This window comes from Arthrobacter zhangbolii, assembly GCF_022869865.1.
GTDB lineage: Bacteria > Actinomycetota > Actinomycetes > Actinomycetales > Micrococcaceae > Arthrobacter_B > Arthrobacter_B zhangbolii.
In genome coordinates, this window is sequence record NZ_CP094984.1 from 984,913 (window position 1) to 1,000,978 (window position 16,066).

Genomic DNA, 16,066 nt, shown 5'->3' on the forward strand with positions numbered 1-16,066 from the left:
CACCGTGGGTGCCGTGCAGCTGCTACAAGGAGCTGCAGAAATCAGGGATCAGGTCAGCCGGAGCGTTTGCGGGGCAGGGATCGAAGGTGAAGATCACCAGGGTGCCGAGCAGGATGATCACAGCGGTTGCGACGTAAAGAACCGTCTTGAGCCACATACGGGTGGCTTTCTTATCCGCGTAGTCGTTGATGATGGTGCGCACGCCGTTGCCGCCGTGCAGCATGGCCAGCCAGAGCATGACCAGGTCCCAGACCTGCCATACGGGGTTGGCCCACTTGCCGGCAACGAAACCGAAATCCACGGCGTGGATGCCGTCGCCAACCACCAGGTTCACGAACAGGTGGGTGAAGATCAGGACGACCAGGATGACACCGGATACACGCATGAACAGCCAGGCCAGCATTTCAAAGTTGCCGCGGCCTGATCCGTTGCGGGTGTACTTGGGAGCAATGCGTCCGGAGCGGGGTGCTTCGAGGGCGTGCGCTTCGTTGGTTGATGTAGTCATTGCGTGCTAACCCCCGAAAACGTTCGGAATGTGGCGAATTGAGAAGCCGATGAGCGTCACTGCCCACAGGCCAACGACGGCCCAGAGCATCTGCCGCTGGTACTTCGGCCCCTTCTTCCAGAAGTCGATCAGGACCACGCGCAGGCCGTTGAAGGCATGGAACACGATGGCTGCGACGAGGCCAAGCTCGCCGAGTCCCATAATCGGGTTCTTGTAGGCTCCGATCACCACGTTGTAGGCCTCGGGCGATACTCGCACCAATGAGGTATCCAGAACGTGGACCAAAAGGAAGAAGAAGATCACCACGCCAGTGATGCGGTGGGCGACCCACGACCATTGGCCCTCACGGCCACGGTAGAGAGTGCCTGCTGGTAACTTCGACACTGAATTTTCCTCCCTGCATCGCAGCGGCGTTAGCGCGTCTTCCACGCAGTGATGACGCCGGTGCGACAGCGCTATAAGCTCTACCATAATCTAGGTGCGCGTGACCGCGGTTTCAATTTAGGTCCGCCTATGGTGTGACCCTGATTACATTGATTTGGCTCCGCAAACAGTGTAGAAAAACGCGGCTTCCCCGAAGAGCGGTCCCGGCTCGGCTAATCTTGGCTGTGATGAGTAATGAAAAGGCATACCCCGCACCTTCGTCCGCCGTTCTCGACCGTTTCTACGGCGTGATTCCGGCCGGCGGCGTCGGCACACGGCTCTGGCCGCTGTCACGGGCTGCCGCACCGAAGTTCCTTCATGACCTCACCGGCTCCGGATCCACGCTGATCCGTGCCACCTACGACCGCCTGGCGCCGCTGAGCGGGGACCGGGTCATGGTGGTCACCGGCGCGGTGCACCGGCAGGCGGTCCGCCAGCAGCTGCCCGAAATCTCCAACAAGAACCTGGTGCTTGAGCTTGAGCCCAAGGACTCCGCGGCGGCCATCGGCCTGGCTGCGGCCATTCTGTACAAGCGCGATCCGCAGATCATCATGGGTTCCTTCGCGGCCGACCAGGTGATCGCCCCGGTCGAGGTTTTCCAGCAGGCAGTCCGTGAAGCTGTGCACACTGCGGCGCAGGGCTACATTGTCACCATCGGCATCCAGCCCACCCATCCGTCCACCGGTTTTGGCTACATCCGGGCAGGGGCGCAGCTGAAGGTTGCGGGAGCGCCGAGTGCGCATTCGGTGGTGGAGTTTGTGGAAAAGCCCTCCGCCGACGTAGCGCAGACGTACCTCGCCAGCGGCAGCTACAGCTGGAATGCGGGTATGTTCGTGGCGCCCGTGGACCTGATGCTGAAGCATTTGGAAGCCAACGAGCCGGTCCTGTATGCGGGGCTGATGGAGATTGCCGACGCCTGGGACACCACGCGCCGCCGGGAGGTAGTCCGGCGGGTCTGGCCTACCCTGCCCAAAACAGCCATCGACTATGCGGTGGCCGAGCCTGCTGCAGCTGCCGGCGACGTCGCCATGATCCCGGGAGCCTTCAGCTGGGATGACGTGGGGGACTTCGCCGCCATCGGCCGGCTGAACCCGGCCGAGGAGAACAGCGACCTCACCGTGATGGGCGACGGCGCGAGGGTCTACTCGGAAAACGCCAGCGGGATTGTCGTTTCCGACACCAAACGCGTCATCGCCCTGATCGGCATCGAGGATGTGGTGATTGTTGATACACCCGACGCCCTGCTGGTCACCACCAAGGAACATGCCCAGGAAGTAAAGAAGGCCGTGGAGCACCTCAGGGCCAGCGGAGACACCGACGTCCTGTAGGGCGCGCGCGGACGCCGTCATAAGCGGTCGTATCCGGGGGCGCACATTCCCGTTTCCCGGGTGGAATTGGCTAACCTAGAAGTTGTGCAAACTATCCCGTTGAGCAATTCCCCCATCCCCTCGATACGGGGAAGTGTGGCTCCGCTGCTGGGTGGGTTGATCGACTTCCGGCGGGACCTCCATGCCCACCCCGAGCTGTCAACCAAGGAGTTCCGGACCACCGACCGGATCGTGGAAGCACTGGAAGCGGCCGGCCTCGCACCCAAGCGGCTGCAGAACACCGGTGTTGTCGTCGACATCGGAGACGGACCGCTTCGCCTCGCCCTGCGGGCGGATATCGATGCCCTTCCGGTCCTGGAGGAAACGGGGCTGCCCTATGCCTCGGAGCACACGGGCATAGCCCACGCCTGCGGGCATGACATTCACACCACCGTGATGCTCGGTGTTGCCCAGGTGCTGGCGAAGTTCGACGCCGCCGGTGAGCTCGGCGGACGCGTGCGGGTGATTTTCCAGCCGGCCGAGGAAGTGATGCCCGGCGGCGCCCTGTCCGTCATAGAGCAGGGAGCCCTTGACGGCGTTCCCCGCATCCTTGCCCTGCACTGCGATCCGCGGGTGGACGTTGGACAGATTGGTACCCGCATCGGCGCTATCACTTCGGCGTCGGACACCATCCGGATCGAACTCAGCGGACGGGGCGGGCACACGTCCCGGCCCCACCTGACCGAGGATCTTGTTTTCGCCCTGGCCGAGATTGCAGTCAGTGTCCCTGCCGTGCTGTCGCGGCGGATCGATGTACGCAGCGGCGTTTCGGTGGTCTGGGGACAGATGCATGCCGGCTCCGCCCCCAATGCCATTCCCGGCCACGGCTTCATGGCCGGAACCATGCGCTGCCTGGACGCCGAGGCCTGGTATGCCGCCGGTGAGCTCCTGGACAAAGTGGTGCGGGAAGTTGCCGCTCCGTTCGGCGTCGAGGTAGCCCTGGAGCACACCCGCGGTGTGCCGCCGGTTATCAACGCGGACGCGGAAATCAGCCTGCTTGAAGCCTCAGCCCGCGCCGAACTGGGTGAAGACGCCGTGGTCCTGGCCCCGCAGTCCATGGGCGGTGAGGACTTCGCCTGGATGACCCAGACTGTGCCGGGCGCCCTGATGCGCCTGGGTACGCGGTCTCCCGGCGGGGAGACCTTTGACCTGCACCGGGGGGACTATAACCCCGACGAACAGGCCATCAGCTGCGGCGTGAGCGTGATGGCAGCGGCTGCCCTGCGTGCCGCGCGCGGACTGCGCCACTAGGAAATTCCCCGCATCCGGGTGCTGATCCCCGGGTGCCACCCCGACGCGCGCACGGAGACTAGCAGTAGGCACCGGGACGGCCGGTGTCATTTGATAACAACATGTAAACAATTGTTCCGACAGGGCCGAAATGTGACTGGTGTCGCGTCGGAGACCTTATGGTTGTCTTGCTGCGGTCCAACGACGGACGGAGCGCCGCATCACACCGGGTACCGGTGCGCCTTTTCCGGCAGACCGGGATTGGCACCGAGTACCCACCTACGGCGAACGCCATTTTCTTTCCTGGAGGAACATTGAAGAATTTCCCGCGCAGCTTCAAGCGCAATGCCGGCGTCTCCGCCGCCATGCTCGGCGTGTCGGCGCTCCTGCTTTCCGGTTGCGGCGCTGCACCGGAAGAGGAGGCCGAGGGCAGCTCCGAGGCCGCTGCGAGCAGCGACTTCACCGGCTGCATTGTCTCCGACGCCGGTGGCTGGGACGACCGCTCGTTCAACCAGTCCACCTATGAAGGCCTGATGGCTGCCAAGGACGCGCTGGGCATTGAAACCCGTGAAGTCGAGTCCAAGGATGCATCCGACTACACCAACAACGTCAACAGCACGGTTGACGCGGGCTGCGACCTGACGGTCACCGTTGGCTTCCTGCTCTCCGACGCCACGAAGGACGCGGCGGAAGCAAACCCGGACACCAACTTCGCCATCGTTGATGACAACGCCATTGAGCTCGACAACGTCAAGCCGATCATCTACGACACGGCCCAGGCCGCGTTCCTGGCCGGCTACGTTGCCGCAGGCACCACCCAGACCGGCACCGTTGCCACCTACGGCGGCATGAACATCCCCACCGTGACCATCTTCATGGAGGGCTTCGCCGACGGCATCGAGTACTACAACGAAGAAAACGGCACCGATGTGAAGCTCCTCGGCAGCGATTCCTTCGTGGACAGCTTCGACAACCGCGCCGCCGGCAAGACGCTGACCCAGAACTTCATCAATGAAGGCGCCGACATCATCATGCCCGTCGCCGGTCCGGTAGGCCTGGGCACCATGGAAGCCGTTGTTGAAGCCAACGACGGCGGCAAGGACGTCAAGGCCGTATGGGTTGACTCCGACGGCTACGAGACCGCCGGCATCGGCCAGGAATACATCCTGACCTCCGTCATGAAGCTCATGGGCGACGCCGTAGAGAACATCGTCACCGAATCCGCCGAAGGCAACTTCAGCGCCGAGCCGTACGTCGGCACCCTCGAAAACGGCGGAGTGGACCTGGCTCCGTTCCACGACCAGGAAGGCAATGTGCCGGAAGAGGTCAAGACCGCGATTGAGGATCTGAAGGCCAAGATCATCGACGGCGAGATCAAGGTCGAGTCCAAGTCCAGCCCCCAGCAGTAACGGGTCCCGGACTGCCTGCAGACACCAACCGCCATGTCCCGCAGCCACGCTGCGGGGCATGGCGGTTTGTCTGTGCACACCAGGTTTTTCCTCCCAGGCTGCAGGGACGTCTTCCGCACTGCAGCTTTTACTCCCACACAGCACTTTCGAACAGATTGGTTGGGGTTTTGTGAAACTCGAACTCAAGGGCATCACTAAGCGATTCGGTTCGCTGGTGGCCAACGACCACATCGACCTCGTGGTCGAACCCGGGCAGGTGCACAGCCTGCTCGGTGAAAACGGCGCCGGTAAATCGACGTTGATGAACGTCCTTTACGGACTGTATGAACCCACCGAGGGGCAGATCCTCCTCGACGGCAAACCCGTGACCTTCAACGGACCTTCAGACGCGATGGCTGCAGGGATCGGCATGGTGCACCAGCACTTTATGCTGGTGCCCGTGTTCACCGTGGCGGAGAACGTCGCTTTGGGAAATGAATCGACGCGGCTCGGGGGCGCACTGAACCTGCAAACTACCCGCACACGCATCCGTGAAATCTCCGACAAGTACGGCTTCGACGTTGATCCCGATGCCGTGGTCGAGGACCTGCCCGTGGGCGTGCAGCAGCGCGTGGAAATCATCAAGGCACTGATCCGGGACGCCGAGGTGCTGATCCTTGATGAGCCGACCGCCGTCCTGACGCCCCGCGAAACGGACGAGCTGCTCGCCATCATGCGCCAGCTCACCAGCGACGGCAAAGGCGTGGTCTTCATTTCGCACAAGCTGCGCGAGGTCAAGGCGGTGTCCGATGTCATTACCGTGATCCGCCGCGGCAAGGTCATGGGCCAGGCTGAGCCCTCCGCCAGCACCACCGAACTCGCTGCCCTGATGGTTGGCCGCTCCGTCAGCCTGACCCTGGGCCGGGAGGCTGCAACGCCGGGCGAGGAAACCTTCCGCGTGGAGAACCTCTCCGTGCTGTCCGGGAATGGACAGGCGGTGGTGAACGGCCTCAGCTTCGGCATTGCCAAGGGGGAAATCCTGGCGGTCGCCGGTGTCCAGGGCAACGGCCAGACCGAACTGACCGAAGCGATCATGGGCCTCCAGGACCACGTCACCGGGTCCATCAGGCTCGACGGCCGCGAACTGGTGGGCATGAAAACCAGTCGGATCATCGACTCAGGCGTCGGCTTTGTCCCCGAGGACCGCTCGGTGGACGGCCTCGTTGGAACGTTCTCGGTTGCCGAGAACCTGGTCCTGAACCAGTACAACGAGCCGCCTTTTGCCCGCGGCCTGTCCATGAAGCCCTCGGTCGTCGCGGCCAATGCGGACGCGAAGATTACCGAGTTCGACATCCGCACGCAGTCCGCTGCGGCCCTGGCCGGCACCCTTTCGGGCGGCAACCAGCAGAAAGTGGTCATGGCACGGGAGCTGTCCCGTCCGCTCTCACTCTTCATTGCCAGCCAGCCCACCCGCGGCGTCGACGTCGGGTCCATCGAGTTCCTGCACCGGCGGATCATCGCCGAACGTGATGCCGGCACGCCGGTGATGATCGTGTCCACGGAACTGGATGAAGTGCTGGAACTGGGCGACCGCATTGCCGTGCTGTACGGCGGACGTCTTATGGGCATTGTGCCCGGAGGCACCTCGCGGAACGTGCTGGGCCTGATGATGGCCGGAATGACGGCCGAAGAAGCACTGGCCCGCGAAGCAGCGTCAGAAGAGAACAATACCGAGGGAGGGGCCCTGTGAGCCCGGAAAAGTCCACCGAAGGTGGGCACAACGCAGACCGCGAAACGTCCGAAGCCGAAGAGCTTCGACTGGAAGCTGCGGCCGAAACCGCGGGAGGGCAGCTGCCTCCGCCCGCCGCTGCGGTAGGAACCACCATCAAGCCCGCCCCCGATGCGGCACCGGGAGTGCTTGAGCGCATCGTGACCGGCAGCGGTCTGGTGTCCGTGCTGGCTGTCCTGATGGCGCTGGTGGTCGGCGGGGTGCTGATTGCACTGACCGACGAGGACACCACCGCTGCGGCCGGCTACCTCTTCAACCGGCCCGGAGACTTCTTCGCCGCCGCGTGGGACGCTGCCGCCGGAGCCTACTATTCGCTCTTCCAGGGCTCGATTGTCAACGTTGAGGCTGAGAGCTTCACGCGAGCGATTTATCCCCTGACCCAGACGCTGACCACCGCCACTCCGCTGATCTGCGCCGGCCTCGGCGTCGCGCTGGCGTTCCGCGCCGGCCTGTTCAACATCGGTGCCCAGGGCCAGATCATCATCGGCGCCGCACTGGCCGGATGGGTCGGGTTCACCTGGCAGCTGCCCATGGCACTGCACCTGCTGCTGGTGATCGTCGCCGGACTGCTCGGCGGCGCCATCTGGGGCGGCATTGCCGGCCTGCTGAAGGCCCGAACCGGTGCGCATGAAGTCATTGTCACCATCATGCTCAACTACGTCGCCATCCAGCTGGTGGCCTACCTGCTGACCACACCGGGCTTCCAGCGCGAGGGATCGAACAACCCCATCAGCCCCCAGCTGAACGAAAGCGCCATGTTCCCCAAACTCCTGGGAGACAGTTTCCGGCTGCACTGGGGATTTGTGCTGGCCGTCGCCGCCACCGTGTTTGTCTGGTGGCTGCTGAACCGCTCCACGGTCGGCTTTGAACTCCGCGCAGTTGGCGCCAACCCCGACGCCGCCCGCAACGCCGGCATCAGCACCACCAAGGGCTACGTTGTGGTTATGCTGATCGCCGGTGCACTCTCCGGCCTGGCCGGCGTCTCGCAGGTTTCCGGCACCGAACGCGTGCTGACCGCCGACGTCGCCGCGAGCTTTGGCTTCGATGCCATCACCGTGGCGCTGCTGGGGCGTTCGACGCCGTGGGGAACCTTTGCAGCAGGCCTGCTGTTCGGCGCCTTCCGCGCCGGCGGCGTGGCCATGCAGACCAACACCGGGACCAGCATTGACATTGTCCTGGTGGTCCAGTCCCTGATCGTCCTGTTCATTGCCGCCCCGCCGCTGGTGCGTTCCCTGTTCAGGATCCCGCCACCCGGAGCCTTCCGCACCACCCGCAAGAGCGCCGAAGCCGCCGGAGGAGCAGCATGAGCACCGCAACCACCACAGCCCCCGCGCCGTCCCCGGCGCCGGAAACAGTAGTGCGCAGCTGGAAAACACCCATTCTGCTGGGCGTCCTGGCCATACTCGGACTGGTTTTCTTCGCGTTCCTCTCACCGGACACCGAGGTCACTTTCCGTCTCACCGACCCGGAAGCGGCCATCACGCTGCCTAACCTGGTCTTCTCAGCCCGGGCCTTTGGCTGGGCCGGCGCCATCGCGCTTGTCCTGCTTGCTGCCTGGTCCTTTGTCCTGGTCCGTTCGGGCCGGCGGCTGCCCCTGTGGCTGCCGATCATTTTCGGCGTCGTCTTCGTCTCGGGCTTCCTGGCCTGGTCCGTCGGCAGCACGGGTAACCCGAATGTTGCCCTGTACGGCCTGCTGGCCGGCAGCGTGACGCTGGCCGTACCGCTGGTCTTCGGTTCGCTTTCCGGCGTCCTCTGCGAACGCTCCGGCGTGGTCAACATTGCCATTGAGGGCCAGCTGCTCTTCGGCGCCTTTGCCGCCGCGGTGGCCGGTTCCCTTTCCGGCAACGCGTTCATCGGCCTGCTCGCCGCAGCCATCGCCGGTGTGCTCGTTTCCCTGGTCCTGGCGGTATTCAGCATCAAGTACATCGTGAACCAGGTGATTGTGGGTGTGGTGCTGAACGTTTTGGTCTCCGGCCTCACCGGCTTCCTGTTCTCCACGGTCCTGAGCAAGAACGCCGCCGAACTGAACACGGCCCCCCGCCTGCCGAACATCAGGATTCCGTTCCTGGCGGACATTCCGATCATCGGTCCGATCCTCTTTGACCAGTCCCTGATCGGCTACCTGATGTACTTCGCCGTCGCCGCCGTCTACTTCGGGCTGTTCCGCACCCGCTGGGGCCTGCGCACCCGCGCCGTGGGCGAACACCCGAAGGCAGCTGACACACTGGGCGTGAACGTCAACCGCACCCGCTTCACCAACGTGCTGCTGGCCGGCGCAGTTGCCGGCATCGGCGGGTCCTTCTTCACCCTGGTCTCCGTGTCCAGCTTCGGCCAGGACATGACCGGCGGCCAGGGCTACATTGCCCTGGCAGCCCTCATCCTGGGCCGCTGGAACCCGTTGGGCGCCGCCGCAGCAGCCCTGCTGTTCGGCTTCGCCACCAACCTGCAGTACGTGCTGGGCCTGCTGGGTACACCGGTGCCCAGCCAGTTCCTGTCCATGCTGCCGTACGTGGTGACCATCTTTGCCGTCGCCGGCGTGGTGGGCCGCTCCCGCGGACCGGCCGCCAGCGGCGTGCCGTACATCAAGGGATAACCGCAGCGGGACCGGCGGCCGGAACACCGGCCGCCGGTCCCGCCGTCGTTTCCGGTCCGCACCGGACCGGGGCGCAACCGGAAGGAAAGACATGACCGCTCAGACCCCCCAGGCGGACTGGGACGTGCTCCTGGAGCATGCCCGCGCAGCCCTCACCCACGCCTACGTGCCGTACTCGAAGTATCCGGTGGGTGCCGCGGCACTGACCGACGACGGCCGGATTGTTTCCGGCTGCAACGTTGAAAACGCCTCCTACGGACTGACGCTCTGCGCCGAATGCTCCATGATCAGCCAGCTGAACATGACCGGCGGCGGGCGCCTGGTGGCGTTCACCTGCGTAGACGGCGCCGGTGCGGTGCTGATGCCGTGCGGGCGCTGCCGGCAGCTGCTTTACGAATTCCGTGCTCCCGGAATGGAGCTGATGACCGTCAGCGGCATCCGCAGCATGGACGAGGTCCTGCCTGACGCTTTTGGACCGCAACACCTGGAAGGGTAAATGCACATGAACAGCACAGACTTTGATGCCGTAGACATCATCCGCACGAAGCGGGACAAGGGTGTCCTCTCGGCCGCGCAGATCGACTGGACCATTGACGCCTACACCCGGGGCACCATTGCCGACGAGCAGATGGCCGCCCTGAACATGGCGATCCTGCTCAACGGCATGAACCGCGAGGAGATCTTCCGCTGGACCGCGGCCATGATTGCCTCCGGTGAGCGCATGGACTTCTCCTCGCTGGGCAAGCCCACCGCGGACAAGCACTCCACCGGAGGCGTGGGGGACAAGATCACCCTCCCGCTGGCCCCGCTGGTGGCCGTGTTCGGCGTGGCCGTTCCGCAGCTGTCGGGCCGCGGCCTGGGCCACACCGGCGGCACCCTGGACAAGCTGGAAGCCATCCCGGGATGGCAGGCCTCACTGAGCAACAGCGCGCTGATGAACCAGCTGCGCGACGTCGGTGCCGTCATCTGCGCAGCCGGTGCGGGCCTGGCACCGGCTGACAAAAAGCTCTACGCGCTGCGGGACGTGACCGGCACGGTGGAAGCCATTCCCCTGATTGCCTCCTCCATCATGAGCAAAAAGATCGCCGAAGGCACCGACTCCCTGGTGCTGGATGTGAAGGTGGGCTCGGGCGCGTTTATGAAGGACGAGGCCATGGCCCGGGAACTGGCCGAAACCATGGTCGCCCTGGGCAAGGACGCCGGCGTCAACACTGTGGCCCTGCTGACCGACATGTCCACCCCGCTGGGACTCACTGCCGGCAACGCCATCGAAGTCCAGGAATCCGTGGACGTGCTGGCAGGCGGCGGGCCCGAAGACGTGGTGGAGCTGACTGTCCGCCTCGCCGAGGAAATGCTGACCGCCGCCGGGGTGCGCGACGCCGATCCCGCAGCAGCGCTCAGGGACGGCCGGGCCATGGACGTCTGGCGCCGGATGATCTCGGCGCAGGGCGGAGATCCGGATGCGAAACTGCCCGTGGCGAAGGAATCCGAAACCATCTATGCACCCGCCGACGGTGTGCTGGTGGAGCTCGATGCCTTGTCCGTGGGCGTCGCCGCCTGGCGCCTGGGGGCCGGCCGTGCACGCAAGGAAGACGCCGTCCAGGCGGGGGCCGGCGTCGTGATGCATGCGAAGCCCGGTGCCACCGTCCGGGCCGGCGAGCCGCTGATGACGCTGCTCACCGATACGCCGGAGAAATTTGACCGGGCCCGTGAGGCCCTGGCGGACGCCGTCGTCATTGCGCCCGAGGGCTCACGGCCGGCACGCCGGCTGATCATCGACCGGATCAGCTAGCAGCTTCCCCGGTTGCTGGAACCGCAGAGGTGCCCGTGGTGATCCGCCACGGGCACCTCTGCGTTCGTGGCATGCTTGTAGAGGATCGATAGCCCAACCCAAGGAGCGGCAACTGTTGGACTTTCTCAGTGTGACGGTGGATGGTATCAACAGTTTCATCCTTTCCACCGCGGGCTCACCGTGGGTGTATATCGGTCTTTTCCTGTGCTGCCTGATTGACGGTTTCTTTCCGCCGGTCCCCAGCGAGTCCCTCGTGGTGGCCCTGGCCTCACTCGCCATGAGCGGCGCCGGCGTGAACATCTGGCTGATTATCCCGGCCGCCGCCCTGGGCGCGTTCCTGGGCGACAACCTCGCCTATCTGATGGGACGCGGGATCGGCATGGACCGGTTCGCCTGGATGCGCCGGCCCAAAACGCGCCGGTCCTTTGCCTGGGCCCGGCACGAACTGGAGAAGCGCTCGGTGTCCCTGATCCTCGTGGCCCGGTTCATCCCCGTGGGACGGGTGGTGGTGAACCTGACGGCAGGGGCCACCGGGTTCCCGCGCCGGCGCTTCGTTTTCCTGACCGCAATCTCCGGGGCCGTCTGGGCCGCGTACAGCGTGGCCATCGGCGCGATAGCCGGCGCCTGGTTCACCGAACACCACCTGCTGGGTGTGGTGGTTGGAGTCAGCGGCGCGCTGGTCCTTGGCCTGGTCATCGACCGCATCATCACCGTGGTCCGCGGTACGGCGCCCGGAGCACCGCGTCCGGCGGAGGACACAGAGCAGGCCGAAGATGACGAAAGCACACGGAAGGCCGCCTGAAACGCCGTAGAGTTGCCGTGTGACTGAGCCTACAGATTCCTCCGTAAATACTTCCCGACTCGACGTACGCAGCCTGCCGAAGGTTTCGCTCCATGACCACCTGGACGGCGGCCTGCGCCCGGCAACAATCATCGAACTGGCTGCAGCCGTCGGCCACCAGCTTCCCGCCACCGACCCGGTGGCCCTGGGGGAGTGGTTCCGCGAGTCAGCGGATTCAGGGTCGCTGCCGCGCTACCTCGAAACCTTCGACCACACCATTGCCGTGATGCAGACCCGCGAGGGGCTGACCCGCGTTGCCCGCGAGTTCGTGGAAGACCTGGTGGCCGACGGCGTGGTGTACGCCGAGATCCGCTGGGCACCCGAACAGCACCTGAGCGGCGGACTGAGTCTGGACGAGGCCGTGGAAGCAGTCCAGGCCGGACTCGAGGAAGGCGTGATGAACGCCGAAACGGCAGGCAGCTTCATCCAGGTGGGCCAGCTGATCACGGCCATGCGGCACGCGGACCGCGGCATGGAAATTGCCGAACTGGCCGTGCGGCACCGGGATTCGGGGGCCGTGGGCTTCGACATTGCCGGCGCCGAAGACGGTTTCCCGGCCTCCCGTTTCAAGGACGCGTTCACCTACCTGGCCGAAAACCAGTTCCCCGCCACGGTGCACGCCGGAGAGGCAGCAGGTATCGAGAGCATTGTTGACGCGCTGGTGCACGGCAGGGCCCTGCGGCTGGGGCACGGCGTGCGGATCGCCGAGGACATCACGGTTGAATTCGAAGCCGACGACGCCGCGTCCCCGGATGAGCCGGAAGTGGGCATGGTGAGCATTGGCCGGGTCGCCGGCTGGGTGCGGGACCGCGGAATCGCCCTGGAGGTCTGCCCGTCATCGAACCTGCAGACCGGGGCCGTCGCCTCCTTCGGTGAGGACATCGAGACCCACCCCATTGACCTGCTCTACCAGACCGGCTTCGCCGTGACGGTAAACACCGACAACCGGCTGATGAGCAACGTCAGCCTCACCGGCGAGTTCGAGCTGCTGATGGACACCTTCGACTACGACCTTGATGACTTGCTGGAGCTCACCATGAATGCGGTGAACGCTGCGTTCCTTCCCTTGGATGAACGTGCCGCACTGTCCGCCTTCGTTACCGAGGGATTCAACCGCGCCCGTGGCTGAAACCGACCTCCCCGATGACCTGGGCGAGCGGTTCAGCCGCCTCGCCCAGGTCATCGGCACCCTGCGTGAACGGTGTCCCTGGACCGCGGCGCTGACCCACGAATCCCTGCTGGAGTACCTGGTGGAGGAAAGCTATGAGGTCATCGAAGCGGTGGAAGGCGGTACAGCCGGTCCGGAACGGGCCGCCGAACTGCGCGGGGAACTGGGCGACCTGCTCCTGCAGGTACTGCTTCACGCCCGCCTGCAGCAGGAAACCGGGGGCTTTTCCGTGGCCGACGTTGTGGATTCGCTCACGGCCAAAATGATTCGCCGCAATCCGCACGTTTTCCACCCCGACGGCTCTCTCCGGGAGGGCGCAGGGTCAGCGGACATCGCAACCATCGAAGCCGCCTGGGACGAGGCGAAAAAGACCGAGACCCCGGACCGGGCCTCGGCCTTTGAAGGTATCCCCGCGTCCATGCCGGCCCTGCTGCTGGCCGCCAAAACACTAAGCCGCGCCCGCAGGGCGGGCCTTCCGCTGCCGCCCGTCCCGGCGCCCGCCACGAACCCGGAAGCGCCGTTTGCCGGGGAAACGGAATTGGGGGATGCGCTGCTGGAGATGGTCCGCCGCGCATCGGAACAGGGACTGGATGCCGAGGCGGCGCTGCGTGCGGCAGTCCGCCGGTACACGGACACCGGCCGGGGCAAAGCGGACTGATCCGCGGCCGCTGAGCGCACGTATTCGGCGCCCGGGCCTTACCCGCGGCCCCGATTCTATTAGGCTAAGAGGCAGACACCGTGGCCTGCCGCATAGGCAGGACGTAAGTTCTTCCACCATCGTTCCAACGAACAGGAGCAATTCAATGGCCATCATCGATGCCATCCATGCCCGCGAGATCCTCGACTCCCGCGGTAACCCCACCGTTGAGGTGGAGGTGCTGCTCGACGACGACACCTTCGGCCGGGCCGCTGTTCCCTCCGGTGCTTCCACTGGCGCTTTCGAAGCCAACGAACGCCGCGACGGAGAGAAGAACCGCTACCAGGGCAAGGGCGTGCTGCAGGCCGTCGAAGCCGTCATCGAACAGATCCAGCCCGCGCTGCTCGGCTTTGACGCCGCTGACCAGCGGGCCATCGACCAGGCCATGATTGACCTGGACGGCACCGAGAACAAGTCCGGCTTGGGTGCCAACGCCATCCTCGGCGTCTCCCTCGCCGTGGCCCGCGCCGCTGCCGAGTCCGCCGCCCTGCCGCTGTACCGCTACCTCGGCGGCCCCAACGCGCACATCCTCCCCGTGCCGCTGATGAACATCCTCAACGGCGGCTCGCACGCTGACTCCGACGTCGACATCCAGGAATTCATGATTGTTCCCCTGGGCGCCCAGACCTACTCCGAAGGCCTGCGCTGGGGCGTGGAGGTCTACCACAACCTCAAGTCTGTGCTGAAGGAAAAGAACCTCTCCACCGGCCTGGGTGACGAAGGCGGCTTCGCACCGAACCTGCCCTCCAACCGTGCAGCCCTGGACCTGATTGTGGAAGCCATCCAGCGTGCCGGCTACGTGCCCGGCAATGACATTGCCCTGGCCCTGGACGTTGCCTCCTCCGAGTTCTACAAGGACGGCGCTTACGTCTTCGAAGGACAGAACCGCACCGCTGAGGAAATGTCCGCGTACTACGAGGAACTGGTCCGCGACTACCCGCTGGTCTCCATCGAAGACCCGCTGGACGAAGAGGACTGGGACGGCTGGCAGGCACTCACTGCCCGCCTCGGCGACAAGGTGCAGCTGGTGGGCGACGACCTGTTCGTCACCAACCCGGCCCGCCTGGAGACCGGCATCAAGAACAACGCCGCGAACTCCCTGCTGGTGAAGGTCAACCAGATCGGCACCCTGACCGAGACCCTGGACGCCATCACCATGGCCCAGCGTGCCGGGTACACCACCATCACCTCGCACCGTTCGGGCGAAACCGAAGACACCACCATCGCCGACATCTGCGTTGCCACCAACGCCGGCCAGATCAAGACCGGTGCCCCGGCCCGCTCCGAGCGCGTTGCCAAGTACAACCAGCTGCTGCGGATCGAAGAAGAGCTTGACGACGCCGCCCGCTACGCCGGGCGCAGCGCCTTCCCGCGCTTCAACGCCTAGCCCGTGACTACGCAACGCCTGCGGTAACCCGTGAACCGCAGGCGTTGCGAAACCGGCTGCAACACCGTGGGTGGGTAACCTCATTGGAGGAGACCCGCCCACACTGGTTTCCAATCCGCAGACCGCTTGGAACCGCTGATCAACGCAAAGAAGGACCCGCATGCCAACCCGACGTCCCAAGGTACCCAGGCCTGCTGCAGCCAAATCCGCCGGGACTGAGCCCACCGGAACCAAGTCCGCCGCACCGAAATCTGCCGCACCGAAATCCGCCGCACCGAAATCTGCCGGGGCCAGGCCTGCCGGCACCAAAGCCGGAAGGCCCGGGGACCGCCAGGGGCGCCCCAAGGCGGGAAGCGCGGCGGCAGCCTCTGACGCGCGCGCTGCCATTCGCTCCCAGCTCTCCGGGGATATCCGCCGGCAGGACGGCGCGGATCCGGACCGGAAACGGGCCGCTGCAGGAACCGGTGAAACCCCCGGAGCCGAACTGCGGCCGGTACCGGCCAAGGCATTCTCCGGCAGGCTGCTGGTGCTGGCCATGGTGATGGTGGCCATCACCGTGCTGCTGGCGCCCTCGGTGCGCACCTACCTGCAGCAGCGTTCGGATATTGCCGCTGCCAAGGCGGAAATTGCGCAGGCGCAGGAAGTGCAGGCTGACCTGGAGGTCCAGCTGGGCCGCTGGGAGGATCCGGCCTACATCAAGCAGCAGGCCAGGGACCGCATTTTCCTGGTGATGCCCGGCGAAACACGGTATCTGGTTAAGGGCGAAAACGGTGTGGAGGAAGCGGACCGCAAGGCCGCCGAAGAGGCACCCGAGGACCTGCAGTGGGTCGATTCGCTCTGGGACTCGGTCAAGAGATCCGCCACGGCACAGTAATCTGGAGGCTGA

15 protein-coding genes are annotated in these 16,066 nt (G+C 65.1%); 13 read left to right on the forward strand and 2 right to left on the reverse strand.

Annotated features, from left to right (window positions below; all coding sequences use genetic code 11):
- Positions 1-22 precede the first annotated feature (22 nt).
- Together MUK71_RS04655 and sdhC are read right to left on the reverse strand one after the other, a co-directional pair.
- Positions 23-505, reverse strand: coding sequence for a succinate dehydrogenase hydrophobic membrane anchor subunit (locus MUK71_RS04655; protein WP_227904177.1), 483 nt, complete (start codon positions 503-505; stop codon positions 23-25).
- A gap of 6 nt (positions 506-511) precedes the next feature.
- Complete coding sequence (gene sdhC, locus MUK71_RS04660; protein WP_227904178.1) at positions 512-889, reverse strand: succinate dehydrogenase, cytochrome b556 subunit; 378 nt, start codon at positions 887-889, stop codon at positions 512-514.
- Between the two features lie 227 nt (positions 890-1,116).
- On the opposite strand from sdhC, the gene MUK71_RS04665 reads away from it, so the two are divergent.
- From MUK71_RS04665 to MUK71_RS04725, 13 genes are all read left to right on the forward strand, one after another.
- Positions 1,117-2,256, forward strand: coding sequence for a mannose-1-phosphate guanylyltransferase (locus tag MUK71_RS04665; RefSeq protein WP_227904179.1), 1,140 nt, complete (start codon positions 1,117-1,119; stop codon positions 2,254-2,256).
- A gap of 99 nt (positions 2,257-2,355) precedes the next feature.
- Positions 2,356-3,546, forward strand: coding sequence for an amidohydrolase (locus MUK71_RS04670; RefSeq protein WP_227904180.1), 1,191 nt, complete (start codon positions 2,356-2,358; stop codon positions 3,544-3,546).
- A 293-nt stretch (positions 3,547-3,839) separates the two neighbouring features.
- Entirely contained in the window at positions 3,840-4,934 is a 1,095-nt protein-coding gene (locus MUK71_RS04675) for a BMP family lipoprotein (RefSeq protein WP_423723762.1), read from the forward strand.
- 169 nt (positions 4,935-5,103) lie between these two features.
- Positions 5,104-6,663: an ABC transporter ATP-binding protein gene (locus MUK71_RS04680; protein ID WP_227904181.1), complete on the forward strand. Its 1,560-nt coding sequence runs from the start codon at positions 5,104-5,106 to the stop codon at positions 6,661-6,663.
- Positions 6,660-8,009, forward strand: a complete 1,350-nt coding sequence (locus tag MUK71_RS04685) for an ABC transporter permease (RefSeq protein ID WP_423724615.1) — start codon at positions 6,660-6,662, stop codon at positions 8,007-8,009. Before MUK71_RS04680 ends, MUK71_RS04685 begins: the two co-directional genes overlap by 4 nt.
- Complete coding sequence (locus MUK71_RS04690; RefSeq protein ID WP_227904182.1) at positions 8,006-9,295, forward strand: ABC transporter permease; 1,290 nt, start codon at positions 8,006-8,008, stop codon at positions 9,293-9,295. The genes MUK71_RS04685 and MUK71_RS04690 overlap by 4 nt, the downstream gene beginning before the upstream one ends.
- Before the next feature lie 91 nt (positions 9,296-9,386).
- Positions 9,387-9,791: a cytidine deaminase gene (locus MUK71_RS04695; protein WP_227904183.1), complete on the forward strand. Its 405-nt coding sequence runs from the start codon at positions 9,387-9,389 to the stop codon at positions 9,789-9,791.
- Between the two features lie 6 nt (positions 9,792-9,797).
- Positions 9,798-11,087: a thymidine phosphorylase gene (locus tag MUK71_RS04700; protein WP_227904184.1), complete on the forward strand. Its 1,290-nt coding sequence runs from the start codon at positions 9,798-9,800 to the stop codon at positions 11,085-11,087.
- Between the two features lie 136 nt (positions 11,088-11,223).
- Entirely contained in the window at positions 11,224-11,889 is a 666-nt protein-coding gene (locus MUK71_RS04705) for a DedA family protein (protein WP_227929042.1), read from the forward strand.
- A 19-nt stretch (positions 11,890-11,908) separates the two neighbouring features.
- On the forward strand, positions 11,909-13,057 hold the full coding sequence (locus MUK71_RS04710; RefSeq protein ID WP_227904194.1) for an adenosine deaminase: 1,149 nt from the start codon (positions 11,909-11,911) through the stop codon (positions 13,055-13,057).
- A complete protein-coding gene (locus MUK71_RS04715; RefSeq protein ID WP_227928875.1) occupies positions 13,050-13,754 on the forward strand; it encodes a MazG nucleotide pyrophosphohydrolase domain-containing protein in 705 nt (234 codons plus the stop codon). Before MUK71_RS04710 ends, MUK71_RS04715 begins: the two co-directional genes overlap by 8 nt.
- Before the next feature lie 145 nt (positions 13,755-13,899).
- On the forward strand, positions 13,900-15,180 hold the full coding sequence (eno, locus tag MUK71_RS04720; protein ID WP_227904196.1) for a phosphopyruvate hydratase: 1,281 nt from the start codon (positions 13,900-13,902) through the stop codon (positions 15,178-15,180).
- 160 nt (positions 15,181-15,340) lie between these two features.
- Positions 15,341-16,054 (forward strand): FtsB family cell division protein, encoded by a 714-nt coding sequence (locus tag MUK71_RS04725; RefSeq protein WP_227928876.1) that lies wholly within the window; start codon positions 15,341-15,343, stop codon positions 16,052-16,054.
- Positions 16,055-16,066 lie beyond the last annotated feature (12 nt).